This is a genomic window from Pseudomonas sp. WS 5410 (assembly GCF_012985645.1).
GTDB classification, from domain to species: domain Bacteria; phylum Pseudomonadota; class Gammaproteobacteria; order Pseudomonadales; family Pseudomonadaceae; genus Aquipseudomonas; species Aquipseudomonas shahriarae.
In genome coordinates, this window is the sequence record NZ_JAAQWS010000001.1 from 176,376 (window position 1) to 190,239 (window position 13,864).

The 13,864-nt window shown below is 61.6% G+C and carries 13 protein-coding genes; 7 read left to right on the top strand and 6 right to left on the bottom strand.

Annotated elements, in window-relative coordinates:
- Positions 1-10: 10 nt before the first annotated feature.
- The 3 genes from HBO24_RS00735 (at position 11) to HBO24_RS00745 (ending at position 4,924) form a co-directional block, all read left to right on the top strand.
- Positions 11-1,660, top strand: a complete 1,650-nt coding sequence (locus HBO24_RS00735; protein ID WP_170059122.1) for a VRR-NUC domain-containing protein — start codon at positions 11-13, stop codon at positions 1,658-1,660.
- Entirely contained in the window at positions 1,657-3,909 is a 2,253-nt protein-coding gene (locus tag HBO24_RS00740) for an ATP-dependent DNA helicase (RefSeq protein ID WP_170059123.1), read from the top strand. Before HBO24_RS00735 ends, HBO24_RS00740 begins: the two co-directional genes overlap by 4 nt.
- A 79-nt stretch (positions 3,910-3,988) precedes the next feature.
- Complete coding sequence (locus tag HBO24_RS00745; RefSeq protein WP_170059124.1) at positions 3,989-4,924, top strand: alpha/beta hydrolase; 936 nt, start codon at positions 3,989-3,991, stop codon at positions 4,922-4,924.
- 3 nt (positions 4,925-4,927) lie between these two features.
- Here HBO24_RS00745 and HBO24_RS00750 read toward each other — a convergent pair whose 3' ends face one another.
- The 3 genes from HBO24_RS00750 to HBO24_RS00760 form a co-directional block, all read right to left on the bottom strand.
- Positions 4,928-5,359 carry a nuclear transport factor 2 family protein gene (locus HBO24_RS00750; protein ID WP_057444786.1) on the bottom strand — a complete coding sequence of 144 codons (432 nt, stop codon included), beginning with the start codon at positions 5,357-5,359 and terminating at the stop codon, positions 4,928-4,930.
- Between the two features lie 586 nt (positions 5,360-5,945).
- Complete coding sequence (locus tag HBO24_RS00755) at positions 5,946-6,896, bottom strand: alpha-E domain-containing protein (protein ID WP_029299950.1); 951 nt, start codon at positions 6,894-6,896, stop codon at positions 5,946-5,948.
- Between the two features lie 2 nt (positions 6,897-6,898).
- Positions 6,899-8,308 carry a circularly permuted type 2 ATP-grasp protein gene (locus HBO24_RS00760; RefSeq protein WP_057959664.1) on the bottom strand — a complete coding sequence of 470 codons (1,410 nt, stop codon included), beginning with the start codon at positions 8,306-8,308 and terminating at the stop codon, positions 6,899-6,901.
- 375 nt (positions 8,309-8,683) lie between these two features.
- On the opposite strand from HBO24_RS00760, the gene HBO24_RS00765 reads away from it, so the two are divergent.
- From HBO24_RS00765 to HBO24_RS29435, 3 genes are all read left to right on the top strand, one after another.
- Positions 8,684-9,229, top strand: a complete 546-nt coding sequence (locus HBO24_RS00765; protein WP_057438464.1) for a hypothetical protein — start codon at positions 8,684-8,686, stop codon at positions 9,227-9,229.
- An 85-nt stretch (positions 9,230-9,314) separates the two neighbouring features.
- Positions 9,315-9,542: a hypothetical protein gene (locus HBO24_RS00770; protein ID WP_170059125.1), complete on the top strand. Its 228-nt coding sequence runs from the start codon at positions 9,315-9,317 to the stop codon at positions 9,540-9,542.
- Between the two features lie 4 nt (positions 9,543-9,546).
- The gene (locus HBO24_RS29435; protein WP_258558623.1) at positions 9,547-9,678 is read left to right on the top strand and encodes a hypothetical protein; all 132 of its coding nucleotides are present in this window, start codon (positions 9,547-9,549) and stop codon (positions 9,676-9,678) included.
- 71 nt (positions 9,679-9,749) lie between these two features.
- Here the strand turns inward: HBO24_RS29435 and HBO24_RS00775 are convergent, their stop codons facing one another.
- Positions 9,750-10,193, bottom strand: coding sequence for an Lrp/AsnC family transcriptional regulator (locus HBO24_RS00775; RefSeq protein ID WP_057438466.1), 444 nt, complete (start codon positions 10,191-10,193; stop codon positions 9,750-9,752).
- A gap of 131 nt (positions 10,194-10,324) precedes the next feature.
- On the opposite strand from HBO24_RS00775, the gene HBO24_RS00780 reads away from it, so the two are divergent.
- Positions 10,325-11,239 carry a DMT family transporter gene (locus HBO24_RS00780; RefSeq protein ID WP_170059126.1) on the top strand — a complete coding sequence of 305 codons (915 nt, stop codon included), beginning with the start codon at positions 10,325-10,327 and terminating at the stop codon, positions 11,237-11,239.
- A gap of 34 nt (positions 11,240-11,273) precedes the next feature.
- On the opposite strand, the gene HBO24_RS00785 is transcribed toward HBO24_RS00780, so the two are convergent.
- Positions 11,274-13,277: a U32 family peptidase gene (locus HBO24_RS00785; RefSeq protein ID WP_170059127.1), complete on the bottom strand. Its 2,004-nt coding sequence runs from the start codon at positions 13,275-13,277 to the stop codon at positions 11,274-11,276.
- 94 nt (positions 13,278-13,371) lie between these two features.
- A complete protein-coding gene (locus tag HBO24_RS00790; RefSeq protein WP_057438469.1) occupies positions 13,372-13,752 on the bottom strand; it encodes a RidA family protein in 381 nt (126 codons plus the stop codon).
- Between the last annotated feature and the right edge of the window lie 112 nt (positions 13,753-13,864).

Below are 13,864 nucleotides of genomic sequence, written 5' to 3' on the forward strand. Positions count from 1 at the left end.
AGTGCCCGTCATGTCCAATCCCCTCGAAGACCCGTTTTACTACCTGCATAATTTCCAGCAAGTGCTCGACTGGCTGGAGCAGCGCTATGCCGATGTGCTGGACGATGAAGAGCAGCGCTTCATTACGCAGTTCGCCCAGCTGCCGCAACCGGCCCAGGCGTTGCTGGTGCGCATGGTGATGCGCAAGGGCCTGCATTTTCGGGCGAGCAAGCTCAATTACCTCGAGATCGGCCCGATCGACGTGGCCGTGCAGCCACTGTTGGCTCACGGTTGGGTGAATGAGCAGGGCCTGCTGGCGCTTGATGAGGTGTGGGGGCAACTGCAAAAAGGCGAGGTGCTGCAAGCGTTCAAGCCGTGGATCGAGCAGCCCAGGGGCAAGAAGTCCGATTGGCTGCCCGGTTTATCCAGCCAATTTACCGAGCCGCGGACGTTTGCGCAGTGGTGTCCGCAGTTGGACGACCGGCTGTACAGCCTTACGGTGATGGACCTGTGTGACCGCCTGCGGCTGATGTTTTTCGGCAACCTGTACCAGGACTGGTCGGAGTTTGTACTGGCGGACCTGGGGATCTACACCTACGAAAAGGTTGAGTTCTGTGCCGAATCCCGTGGCTTGCGCCATCGCGACGATGTGTCTGGCCTGCTGTTCCTGCACCAATGCCAGCAGGCCTTCGAGGCCGGTGAACCGTTGGCGGAGGTGCTGGCGCAGATCGCCACGCTGACCACTGATAACCCCTGGCTGGAAAAGCGCCGGGCCAAGCTGCTGTTCCAGGTCGGCCAGCATTGCGAACGGGTCGCCGAACTGGCCCTGGCCGAGGCGATCTACCGCGATTGTGCCTACCCCGGCGCGCGTGCACGGCTGATCCGGGTGCTGGAGCGTCAAGAGGCGTTCGCCCAGGCCATGGACCTGGCCCTGGAGGCCCAGGCAGCACCCCACAGTGCGGCCGAGCAGCAGCACCTGTTGCGGGTGCTGCCACGGTTGCGGCGCAAGCTGGGCGAACCGGCGCTGCCCAAGGCCAAACCCCCGGTGATCCAGCGCCTGGACCTGGAACTGCCATTCCCGCAACCGCTGGCCGCCGTGGAGTTCTGCGTTCAGGCGCACTTGGGAGATGACGCGGGGCCGGTGCACTACGTCGAAAACACCCTGATCAACTCGCTGTTCGGCCTGTTGTGCTGGCCAGCGATCTTCGCGCCGTTGCCCGGCTCGTTCTTTCACCCGTTCCAGCGCGGGCCGGTGGACTTGCACAGTGAGGACTTCCAGCAGCGCCGCGCCGAACTGTTTGCCGCCTGCCTGGACCAACTGCACGACCAGCGCTACAAAACCACGATCCGCCAGCGCTACGCCGAAAAATGGGGGATCCAGTCACCCTTTGTGTTCTGGAATGTATTGAGCGAAGAGTTGCTCGAGCAGGCCCTCGATTGCCTGCCCGCCGAGCACCTGCGGCACTGGTTTGACCGCCTGTTGCTGGATATCCGCGCCAACCGCGCCGGGATGCCGGACCTGATCCAGTTCTGGCCGGCGCAAAAAACCTATCGCATGATCGAAGTCAAAGGCCCGGGCGACCGCCTGCAGGACAACCAATTGCGCTGGCTGGAGTTCTGTGGCGAGCACCAGATGCCGGTCACCGTCTGTTATGTCCGCTGGGCGGAGCAGGGCGCTTGAGTTATACGGTCGCCGTGCGGGCATTGTGCGAGTTCACGGCCAAGGTCGGTGACCTCGACCTGCGGTTTACCCCTTCGCCCAGTGCCCAGGAAGGCATGCTCGGCCACCGCACGGTGGCGTCCCGCCGAAGCGCGCATTACCAGAGTGAGGTGGCCCTGGAAGGGGGCTACCAACAGCTGAGCGTGCGCGGCCGCGCCGATGGTTATGATCCGGATCGCAACGTGCTGGAAGAGGTCAAGACCTACCGTGGCGACCTGGATGCCCAGCCGGCCAACCACCGGCAACTGCACTGGGCCCAGGCCAAGGTCTATGGCTGGCTGATGTGCAGCAAGCTGGGGTTGCCTGAGATCGGGCTGGCGCTGGTGTATTTCGATATCGTCAGCGAGCGCGAAACCGTGATCAACCAGCTGTGCCCTGCGGATGAACTGGAGAAGTTCTTCAATCAGCAGTGCGCGCTGTTTCTCGGTTGGGCCGAGCAGCAGGCGCAGCAGCGCCAGGCCCGTGACACCGCAACCAGGGCCCTGGCTTTTCCCCACGCGGACTTTCGCCTGGGCCAGCGCACCCTCGCCGAGTCGGTGTACAAGGCCGTCAGTACCGGGCGCTGCCTGATGGCGCAGGCACCCACGGGGATCGGCAAAACCATTGGCACGGTGTTTCCGATGCTCAAGGCCCTGGCGCCACAACAGTTGGACAAGCTGTTCTTTCTCACGGCCAAGACCCCCGGCCGCAAACTGGCGCTGGACGCGGTGCAAGTGATGCACGCCAGCGCCGACCTGCCATTGCGGGTGCTGGAGCTGGTGGCGCGGGACAAGGCCTGCGAACACCTGGACAAAGCCTGTCACGGTGATTCCTGCCCACTGGCCAAAGGCTTTTATGATCGCCTGCCCGCCGCGCGCGAGGCCGCAGCCAAGGTGCGCCTGCTGGATCAACCCACGCTGCGCGAGGTGGCACTGGCCCATGAGGTGTGCCCGTATTACCTGAGCCAGGAGATGGCGCGCTGGTGCGACATGGTGGTCGCCGACTACAACTATTACTTCGATTTTGGCGCGATGCTGTTTGGCCTCGCCCAACTCAACCAATGGCGGGTCGCGGTGCTGGTGGACGAGGCCCATAACCTGGTGGAGCGGGGCCGGGCGATGTACAGCGCCGACCTTGATCAATTTGCCCTGAAGAGCGTGCGCGATAGCGCCCCCGAGCCTTTGCACAAGCCATTGCAGCGGCTCAACCGTGAATGGAATGCGCTGCACAAGGAACAGGTCACGGTGTACCAGGCCTATGCCAGCAAACCGGACAAGCTGTTGCAGGCCCTGGCCCTGTGCACCAGCGCCATGGGCGAGTATTTCAACGACCACCCGCAGGCGCTCACGGGCGAACTGCAAAGCTTTTACTTCGAGGCCTTGCAGTTCGCCAAGGTGGCGGAGCTGTTCAACGAGCAGTTTATTTTTGATATCAGCCAGCGCGACCCGCTGGCCAAGCGCCGCTTCTCGCGCTTGAGCCTGCGCAACGTGGTGCCGGCCGAATTTATCCGCCCACGTTTGACCGCAGCCCGCAGCAGCGTGCTGTTTTCCGCGACCCTGAGCCCCCGGAATTACTACGCCGACCTGCTGGGGTTGCCGGCGGATACCGCGTGGATTGACGTCGAATCACCGTTCGAGGCCGCGCAGTTGCAGGTGCGCATCATCGATCGCATCTCCACGCGGTTTGTGCATCGCCAGGCGTCTCTGGAGCCCATCGTGGCGTTGATCGCCGAGCAATTTGCGCGTACGCCGGGCAACTACCTGGCGTTTTTCAGCAGCTTCGATTACCAACAGCAAGTGGCGCAATTACTGGCCGAGCGGCATCCGGCGATCCCGACCTGGCATCAATCACGGGGCATGGCCGAGGCCGAGCGCCAGGCCTTCCTTGAGCAGTTCACCCAGCATAGCCAGGGCGTGGGGTTTGCCGTGCTGGGCGGGGCGTTCGGCGAGGGTATCGACCTGCCGGGGGCGCGTCTGATCGGGGCCTTTATCGCCACCCTGGGCCTGGCGCAGCTCAATCCTGTCAACGAGCAGATGAAGCTGCGCATGGGCGCGATCTTCGGTTCGGGGTATGACTACACCTACCTGTATCCCGGGATCCAGAAGGTGGTGCAGGCGGCCGGCCGGGTGATTCGCACCCGGCAGGACCAGGGGGTGGTGATGCTGATTGATGACCGTTTTGCCGAGCCCGAGGTGCGGCCACTGCTGCCGCGCTGGTGGTCGGTGACCTGAGGTATTTGCCCGATCAATGATGCTGGCGCAGGCCGTGCTGCTGGGGCAGTCTGCAGCAGTCCCCTGATGGAGCCGCGTGATGAGTGCTATCGAGCAACAGACGATCCAGGTCAACGGTATTCAATTGAGCCTGCATATCGCCGGCCCCGAAAACGGCCCGCCGGTGTGGTTGCTCCATGGCTTTCCCGAGTGTTGGCACTCCTGGCGACTGCAGATACCGGCGCTGGCGGCAGCCGGCTATCGGGTGTTCGTCCCACAAATGCGCGGCTACGGGCCAAGCAGTGCCCCTGCAGACATTGCTGACTACGACCTGCTGACCCTGTGCGCAGATATCCAGGGCGCCATGGACCTGTTCGGGCATCGTCGGGTGGCGATGGTCGGCCATGACTGGGGCGCCGTGGTGGCCTGGCACCTGGCCTTGCTGGAACCGCAGCGCATCTGCGCCCTGGTCACAATGTCGGTGCCCTTTGCCGGTCGCTCCCGCAGGCCGGTGATCGAGATCATGCGCGAGCTGTACGCCGAGCGGTTCAACTACATCCTGTACTTCCAGGAGCCCGGCGTGGCCGAACAGGAGCTGGAAGCGGACATCGAACGCACCTTGCGCCTGTTTATGCAGGACCAGGATGTATTCCTGCAGCAAAAGCCGGCCACGGCGACCTTGCTCGAGGGTGTCGCGCTGCCGGGCGCCTTGCCGGCCTGGTGCAGCCAGCACGACCTGGAGATCTATGTGCAAACCTTCGCCCAGGGTTTTCGCGGGCCGTTGAACTGGTACCGCAACTTCGAGCGCAACTGGCAGCGCACCGAGTTTCTGGCCGGGCGGCAAGTGTTACAACCGACGCTGTTCCTGATCGGCGACCGCGATCCGGTGGGGGTATTCGAGGCGCATACGCTCAAGCGCATGCCCGAGGTGGTACCGCAGTTGGAACAGCAGGTACTGGCCAACTGCGGGCACTGGATTCAGGTGGAGCAAGGGGCGCAGGTCAACGCCCGGTTGCTGGAATTCCTCGGGCGTTGAGTATCAACCCTTGGCCTTGGCCAGGAACGGCGCCAGGCGCCGGCCCATTTCTTCACCGAGAGCCTGTAGCCCGCTCAGGGGGCGGACCATCACCTCAAACTCGATGATCTGCCCCTGTTCGTTGAAGCGGATCAGGTCGATACCCTTGAGCTGCTTGTCGCCCACCCGCGCGCTGAACTCCAGCACCACACTGTGCCCGTCGGCGCTGGCCAGTTCGCGGTGGTACTGGAAGTCTTCAAACACGGTAAACACGGTGTTGAGGATCATCGACACCACGGGCGCGCCGGGGTAGGGCGTATGCGCCATGGGCGAGCGAAACACCGCCTCCGGCGCCAGCAGTTCGGGCAGGGCTTTGAGATCGGCAGTGGCCAGCATGGTGTGCCAGCGTTTCAGGGTATGGGCGGCCGGGGTGGCTAATTGCAGAGCGTCGGACATGGTCTGTACCTGTTCTTATGAGTGTCGAACAACCATAAGAGCAGCCGCGAGGTGGGATCAATGATCCAAACTGACAGTTATATGTCTGGAGCAAACACCACACCTGTGGGAGCGGGCTTGTCGGGTCGCCGCATCGCAGGCAAGCCAGCTCCCACAGGGGAATGCAGCTTCGCACCCTGGCTTTGCTGTTGCTGTTGCTGTTGCTCTGCTTTTGATCTTGATCTTAGGCGCCCCGTTAAACCACGATGGCCGCAGGCAGGCATTGCGCAGTGGGCACCCCGGCATGGATGCCGGGGTAGCCGCGACACGGCCATGGATGGCCGATCGCGGCGGGCCCACGGAGCAATGCCTGACTGCGGGCATGCCGAGCCTAGGCGAGGCACCGAGTGGTGGGGCAAGAGCCCTTTTGGTTACTTTTGGCTGGGCCGGCACTCCGGGCTCTTTTCCAAAAGTGACCCGCTGTAAGAGCGGAACCAATAGCCGCCGTAACCGCAGCAACGGATATGTACACAAACCCAAGAAACACTAAAAAAATAGATACCTATGGCTATAACGGGCCCACCTCTACAGCGGGATATGGGGGGGGTCAAACCACCTCCAGGTAGGAACTGTGGATCGCCCGCGCCAGTTCGCGCACGGTGTCGATAAATTCGGTCAGCCGGCTGTGCAAGCCTTCTTCGAGAATCTCATCAATACCGGTGTAACGCAGCCGCGCCTCAAACTCGGCCGCCAAGCGCTGGGCCGTACGGCCGTAACTGCCCGGCAGGTCGGCGAGGATATGGCTCAACTCCTCGATACATGCATGCAACGAGCGCGGTACGTCGCTGCGCAACAGCAGCAGTTCCGACACCGAACGCGCATTCAGCGCATTGGGGTACAGCTCGGTGTAGGCCTCGAACGACGACAAGGCACGCAGCAGAGCGCTCCACTGGTAGTAGCCGCGGGCGGACAGGTCGCTGACTTCTTCGGACTCTTCGCCAAACATCTCGTAGCGTGCATCCAGCAGGCGCAGGGTGTTGTCGGCGCGCTCGACAAAGGTCCCCAGGCGGATAAACCGATAGGCATCGTTGCGCATGATGGTGCCGGACGTGGCCCCTCGGAACAGGTGCGAGCGCTGCTTGACCCAGTCACAGAAGTGGCTGATGCCATGGCGCGCCAGGCCGCCGGCGGCGATGCTGCGCATTTCCAGCCAGGTGGCGTTGAGGTTTTCCCACATGTCGGCGGTGATCCGCCCACGTACCGCATGGGCATTGCCCCGGGCGGCGCGCAGGCAGTTGTAGATACTGGCCGGGTTTTCTTCGTCGAGGGCGAAGAAGTGCAGCATGCGCTCGGCGTCCAGTTGTTGATGGCGCTCCAGGTAGCTGTCGAGGGTGCCACTGCTGAGCAGCGACATCGCCAGTTCGTCCAGGCCATCACTGCGCCCGGCCTGGGGCATCAGCGACAGCGAGTAGCTGACCTCCAGCATGCGCGCCAGGTTTTCCGCGCGTTCCAGGTAGCGCGACATCCAATACAGATCTGCGGCGGTTCTACTCAGCATACTCAGCCCTCCACCACCCAGGTGTCCTTGGTTCCGCCGCCTTGCGACGAGTTGACGATCAATGAGCCTTCACGCAATGCCACCCGGGTCAGGCCGCCTGGCACCAGGCGGGTTTCCTTGCCCGACAGCACAAACGGACGCAGGTCGATATGCCGTGGCGCGATGCCGTTTTCGACAAAGGTCGGGCAGGTCGACAGGCTCAAGGTTGGCTGGGCGATATAGGCATGGGGCCGGGCCTTGATGCGTTGGCGGAAGTCCTCGATCTCGGCCGCCGAGGCGGCTGGGCCCACCAGCATGCCGTAGCCGCCGGAGCCCTGGGTTTCCTTGACCACCAGCTCGGGCAGGTGCGCCAGTACATGGGACAGTTCTTCAGGCTTGCGGCACTGGAACGTCGGCACGTTTTGCAACACCGGTTCTTCATCCAGATAGAAGCGAATCATCTCCGGCACATAGGGGTAGATGGATTTGTCGTCGGCCACCCCGGTGCCGATGGCATTGGCCAGCACCACATTGCCGGCGCAGTAGGCGGCCACCAGGCCTGGCACGCCGAGCATGGATTCGGGGTTGAACGCCTGGGGGTCGAGGAAGGCATCGTCGATGCGCCGGTAGATCACATCCACGGCTTTCGGGCCGTCGGTGGTGCGCATGAACACCTTGAGGTCGTGCACGAACAGGTCGGCACCTTCGACCAGCTCCACCCCCATTTCCCGGGCCAGGAACGCATGTTCGAAGAACGCGCTGTTAAAGCGCCCCGGGGTCAGTACTACGACATTGGGGTTGTCCAGGCGGCTGGCGCTTTTCAGGGTCTTGAGCAGCAGGTTGGGGTAGTGATCCACCGGCGCGATGCGCTGCTTGGCAAACACTTCCGGGAACAGGCGCATCATCATCTTGCGGTCTTCGAGCATGTAGCTCACGCCGCTGGGGGTGCGCAGGTTGTCTTCGAGGACGTAGTAGGTGCCATCGCCATCGCGCACCAGGTCGACACCGGAGATATGGGAGTAGATATTGCGGTGCAGGTCCAGGCCGACCATGGCCTTCTGATAGCCTTCATTGCCCAGCACCTGGTCGGCGGGAATGATCCCGGCCTTGATAATGCGCTGGTCGTGGTAGATATCGGCGAGGAACATGTTCAACGCATTGACCCGCTGGATACAGCCGCGTTCGATCACGCTCCATTCACTGGCGGGGATGCTGCGCGGGATGATATCGAAGGGGATCAGGCGCTCGGTGTCCTGCTCGTCACCGTACAGGGTGAAGGTGATGCCGGCGCGGTGGAACAGCAGGTCGGCCTCACGGCGGCGCTGGGCCAGCAGTTCCGGCGGGGTGTTGGCCAGCCAGCGGGAAAAATCCTGGTAGTGCGCACGGCATACGCCGTTTGCGTCATTCATCTCATCAAAGAAAGATCGAGCCATTCCAATTACCTTGTCAGTGCCGGGTGAAAGGCTGCAGGCACTGCCGCTTTAGAAAACGCATTGTTATGAGCCCGTGGCTTTTGGCGCCAACGGACCGGGTCCTTACTTTCTTTTGGAGTCGGCTCTGAGTCGGGGGGTAACAGTTGCTCCTGTGTTCACCTGGGCAGGCAGGGGGTTACAGGAGTAAAGCAATGGCTGTGCCGGAACCGCGTTTATTGGGATTACACGGTGTATCAGCCCGTTACTGGAGCAGACTGCGCAAGTGCAGTGCGTGATATGCGCAGTCTGCGCCCTATAACGGTGCGGGCGATTGACCTGAACTTCGGCCATGGGCGGTTCTTCTAAGGAGATTAAGCACTTTGAGGATCAACGATTGTGCCCAGAATCATCTCCCCGCACAGCCCGGAATCGGCGCTGACTGACCACACCGAACACAACGCCAAGATTTTCGGATCGCCCAAGGACCGGCTGGACTTCTATCGCCGGGAAATCCAGTACGAAACCACCATCCTCGCCAACCGCACCGATGCCTACCTGACGGCGCAGTCGTTTTTGGTGATTGCCTTTGTGTCGTGCATGGGCAACCTCAACCCGGAGTGGGGCAAGCTGTTTACCCTGGTGGTTCCGCTGCTGTTGTCGATGCTCGGGGTGTTCAGCTCGCTCAATGCCTGGCCGGGCATCCGCGCAGCCTACGACATCATTGATCACTGGCACTTCAAGCAAAGCGAGTTGTTGCGCAGCGAGCCGGTGATGGGCATGGCCTACGATGAGTCACCGCTGTTCTGCGAGACCGAGTCGTCGCATAAGGGTTATCGCAAGTCCTTGCTGTTTTCGGTGCGCACGCCGTGGCTGTTCATGGTGTTCTGGATACTGCTGGCGGCGTTTGCGTTCTATATCCAGGTGGACAATCCGGGGGCGTGACCATTGATCAGTACAGGTCATCCGGAATGAACTTCATCCACCAGTGCGGCACCTTAACCTTACACCATCGGATAAAGAGGTTCCCATGAGCACCCGTCACAGCCCAGACCCACACGTCAGCGGCAGGAACGATCCGGCCATCGATGACGAGACTCACCAAGTGCCCGCTCCCGGCACCGCAGCCGCCGCCCCCAAGGACCCACAACCCGCCACCGACAAGGTGGCCAGGGACAATGAGTACAGCCCGGACTTCAAGCCAGAGCGCGAGCCCAAGCCGCAGACCGACGCTGATATTGATACCCCGGGCGGCTAAGGCCATGCACATTCCAGCCGAAGAGGAACCGATCAATGATCCGGGCAATGAAGACCCCGGATCGTTGATGGATGATGCGCAAGTGCCGCTGATTGAGGAGGATGAGGTGGCGGACGAGAGCAGTGCTGGTGCCTAGCGTCAGCGCCGCATCAGCTAGCCAGCTTGTTATGTGATCCAAAGCGAGAGGAGCGTGCATCAACCCTGGCATCACCCACCTGCCAACGGCGGCAGCCGGCGCTTGACCGGGGTTTTCTTGACGATGGCGGTGTTGGTTTCGGCATAGCCGTTGAGGCGGTCAAGCAAGGTGTCCAACTGATCCATGGTGCGCACGTGCAGCCGCGCGATAAAGCAGTCGTCGCCGGTCACCTTGTCACACTCGGTGAATTCCGGGATCGCCTGGATCTGCCGTTCAACCTCCTGCAATTGGCCGGGCAGGGGGCGGATGCGCACGATGGCTTGCAGCAAGTAGCCAAAATGTTTGGGGTCGACCTCCACGGTATAGCCCTTCAGCACCCCGCGCTCCTCCAGGCGGCGCAAGCGTTCGCCGACACTGGGCGAGGACAGGCCGGTTATGCCGGCCAAGGTCTTGAGCGAGCAACGCGAGTCGTCCATCAAGGCAGCGAGCAGTTGCTGGTCGATAACGTCAATCATCCTGGGCTCCTTAGGTAAACCTGAATTTTTGCCTAATAAGAATAGGCAAACACCGCCATTGGCCTTTCTCAGGCGCTGGAGCCTGATCGACGCAGATTGCCATAATTTAGCCTCATTCGAGGAGCTTAATCATGGACAAATCCATACGTCGCGGCTCATGGGAAATGGTTGGCGCCATGCTGATCTCCGGCACGATCGGCTGGTTTGTGCTGGTGTCTGGGGTGCCGGTCATTGAGGTGGTGTTCTGGCGTTGCGTCATTGGCGCCTTGACCCTGTTGCTGGTGTGCTGGCACCTGGGGTATCTGCGCAGTGCCTGGTTGAGTTATTCGACACTCGGCTGGGCCATGTTGAGCGGCGTGGCCATCGTGGGTAACTGGCTGTTGCTGTTTGCGTCCTATTCAAAAGCGTCGATTGCCATCAGCACGGCGGTCTATAACGTTCAGCCATTTATGCTGGTGATCCTCGCGGCGCTGTTGCTTGGCGAGAAAATCACCGTACAGAAGCTGGCGTGGCTGAGCGTGTCATTCATGGGCATGTTGGCTATCGTCACCGCCCATGGCGAGCAGCAGGGCAGCGGTGATCAATACCTGTGGGGCGTGGCTCAGGCGCTGGGCGCGGCTCTTTTGTATGCCATCGCTGCACTGATTATCAAGCGCCTGAAGGCTGTGCCGCCCCATCTGCTGGCGCTGATTCAAGTGAGTACCGGTGCGGTGCTGTTGGTGCCACTGGTTTCATGGCACAGCCTTTCAGCGCCGGTTGATGCCTGGGCGGCGCTGTTGACACTGGGTATGGTGCACACCGGCCTGATGTATGTGCTGCTGTATGGCGCGATCCAAAAACTGCCGACGGCATTGACTGGGGCGTTGTCGTTCATCTACCCGATTGCGGCGATCCTGGTTGATTGGATGGCCTATGGGCATCGTCTGGGTTGGACGCAATGGCTGGGTGTTGCGGCGATTCTGCTGGCGGCGGCGGGGTTGCAGCGGGGATGGTGGTGGCGCTGGAGGTCGGATGTTTCGCCCTCTCATGCTAAGCGCCCCTTGTAGGAGCCAGCCAAAGCCAGCTCCTACAGAGGGGGACTCAGTGCGGTGCGCGGGGAATGGTCTTGAGCAAGTCCGCCGGGCTGATATGCCCTACGACTTGCTGTTGTACACCACTGCCCGGCAGCGGCAGATCGAGGATATGCCCCTTGATCTTGCCCACCACATGCATTTCGCACGGTTTGCAGTCGAATTTCAGGGTCAGTACTTCATCGCCGTGAATCAACTGCATCGGTGCGACCTTGGTGCGTACGCCGGTCACGCCCTTGGCCTGCTTGGGGCACAGGTTGAAGGAGAAACGCAGGCAGTGCTTGGTGATCATCACCGGCACTTCACCGGTTTCTTCGTGGGCCTCGTAGGCCGCATCGATCAACTTCACGCCATGGCGATGGTAGAAGTCGCGGGCCTTCTGGTTGTAGACGTTGGCCAGGAACGACAGGTGCGACTCCGGGTACACCGGCGGCGGTGTGGTTTCGGCCTTGCGACCACCACGGGGGTGGGCCTCGACACGCGCAACCGTCAGCGCTTCGATTAAGTCGCGGCGCAGTGCCTTGAGTTGCGAATTGGGAATGAAAAACGCCTGGGGGGCGTCCAGCTCGATTGCGGTGGCGTGATACTGGGTGGTGCCCAGTTGGCCAAGCAGGTCGCGCAAGGTGTCCAGCGCCTGTTCCGGCTTGTTGGCCACGCCGAATGGGCCGGGCAGGGTGGTGCTGACACTCACGCCTTCTTCACTGGTGGCGGTCAGTTGCAATTGGTCTTCGCGCAGGGTGGCCTGCCACGACACGCCAACCCGCCGCTCGGCGGAGGTCTTGAGCAACGCTTGCTGCCAGTTATGGTCGAGGTTGCGGTTGAGCGGGTGATTCGGTCGTAGTTGGTGCAGGCCCGCCGGCATTTCGTTGGGCTCGACACGGTAGCGGTAGCGCTTTTCGCCGTCTTCTTCGAACTCACCTTTAGGCTCGGCGATATTGGCGCGAAAACCCACGACTTCACGCTTGATCAGCACGTTGAGGCCATCGCCGTTGGACAGCGGCTCATGGGTGATCACCTGCAAGTCGCGCTTGCCGGCTTTTTCCACGACGCCTACCGGCAGGCCGGTAAAGGTTGGGGTGTCGAAGGCGCCGATATCAATCTTGCGGTCACTGACGAAGTAGTCGGTGCTGCCACGGTGGAAGGTTTTTTCCGGGTCTGGCAGGAAGAAATGCGCGGTACGCCCGCTGGAAGCACGAGCCAGGTCCGGGCGGTCTTCGAGGATCTCGTCCAGGCGCTGGCGGTAATAGGCGGTGATGTTCTTCACATAACCCATGTCTTTGTAGCGGCCCTCGATCTTGAACGAGCGCACGCCGGCGTCTACCAAAGCGCGCAGGTTGGCGCTCTGGTTGTTGTCTTTCATCGACAGCAGGTGCTTTTCAAAGGCCACGACGCGGCCCTGGTCATCCTTGAGGGTGTAGGGCAGGCGGCAGGCCTGGGAGCAGTCGCCACGGTTGGCGCTGCGGCCGTTTTGCGCGTGGGAAATATTGCATTGCCCGGAGAACGCTACGCACAACGCGCCATGGATGAAGAACTCGATGGCGGCATCGGTTTCATCGGCAATCGCGCGGATTTCCTGGAGGTTCAGCTCGCGGGCCAGCACCAGTTGGGAGAACCCGGCCTGGTCGAGGAACTTGGCCCGGTTCAAGGTGCGGATGTCGGTCTGGGTGCTGGCATGCAGCTCGATCGGCGGGATATCCAGCTCCATCACCCCCAGGTCCTGGACGATCAGCGCATCAACGCCGGCATCGTACAACTGGTGGATCAGCTTGCGGGCCGGCTCCAGTTCGTCGTCGTGCAGGATGGTGTTGATGGTGGTGAACACCCGGGCGTGGTAACGACGGGCGAATTCCACCAGTTGGGCGATCTCGCTCACGTCGTTGCAGGCGTTGTGGCGCGCACCGAAGCTTGGGCCGCCGATGTACACGGCGTCGGCGCCGTGCAGGATGGCCTCGCGCGCGATGGCGACATCGCGGGCAGGGCTGAGCAATTCCAGATGATGCTTGGGCAAGGACATAGTTTTTTTAGTCAGGCTTGTCACGGTTGAGGCGCGCATTGTAGCCGTGAATCGCCTGGCGGGCACCCGCTGGATGCCCAATGACGCGCCGGGCTCAGCCCTTGGCGGCCATCGCCGTGACTTCAACCCGCATGCCTTCGACCGCCAACGACGCCACGCCAACCGCCGCGCGTACCGGCCAGGGTTTGGCGAAGAAGCGCTTGTACACCTCGTTGAATGCGGCGCGGTCGGCCATGTCAGTGAGGTAGATGGTCAAGTGCATGACCCGGTCCATGCTGCTGCCGGCGCGTTCGAGGGCGACTTTGAGGGCTTGCAGGGTGCATTCGCTTTGCGCAGTGACATCGCCCAATTCCAGGCTGCCATCGGCGCGTACCGGGATTTGTGTGGAGACCAGGATGCCGTTGAAGCCGATGACGTCGGAGGAAATCGAATCCGGGTCGAGGTCGGGGGTGAAGCTGAGGTCGTGGTTGCTCATGGGGAGCCCTAGGTGAATGGAACAGCGTGGATAGTAAACGCTACGCACTAGTTATCGGTCGATAAATTACCCCTTGAAATAAATTATCGAATGATAAAATATGCAGCCGTAC

Bases quoted from the DNA above. Each gene is read 5' to 3' on its own strand.
- HBO24_RS00750 (WP_057444786.1), bottom strand. From the start codon at position 5,359: ATGTCCGACGCTCTGCAATTAGCCACCCCGGCCGCCCATACCCTGAAA.
- HBO24_RS00755 (WP_029299950.1), bottom strand. From the start codon at position 6,896: ATGCTGAGTAGAACCGCCGCAGATCTGTATTGGATGTCGCGCTACCTG.
- HBO24_RS00780 (WP_170059126.1), top strand. From the start codon at position 10,325: ATGGACAAATCCATACGTCGCGGCTCATGGGAAATGGTTGGCGCCATG.
- HBO24_RS00785 (WP_170059127.1), bottom strand. From the start codon at position 13,277: ATGTCCTTGCCCAAGCATCATCTGGAATTGCTCAGCCCTGCCCGCGAT.
- HBO24_RS00790 (WP_057438469.1), bottom strand. From the start codon at position 13,752: ATGAGCAACCACGACCTCAGCTTCACCCCCGACCTCGACCCGGATTCG.
- HBO24_RS29435 (WP_258558623.1), top strand. From the start codon at position 9,547: ATGCACATTCCAGCCGAAGAGGAACCGATCAATGATCCGGGCAATGAA.
- HBO24_RS00745 (WP_170059124.1), top strand. From the start codon at position 3,989: ATGAGTGCTATCGAGCAACAGACGATCCAGGTCAACGGTATTCAATTG.
- HBO24_RS00735 (WP_170059122.1), top strand. From the start codon at position 11: ATGTCCAATCCCCTCGAAGACCCGTTTTACTACCTGCATAATTTCCAG.
- HBO24_RS00760 (WP_057959664.1), bottom strand. From the start codon at position 8,308: ATGGCTCGATCTTTCTTTGATGAGATGAATGACGCAAACGGCGTATGC.
- HBO24_RS00775 (WP_057438466.1), bottom strand. From the start codon at position 10,193: ATGATTGACGTTATCGACCAGCAACTGCTCGCTGCCTTGATGGACGAC.
- HBO24_RS00770 (WP_170059125.1), top strand. From the start codon at position 9,315: ATGAGCACCCGTCACAGCCCAGACCCACACGTCAGCGGCAGGAACGAT.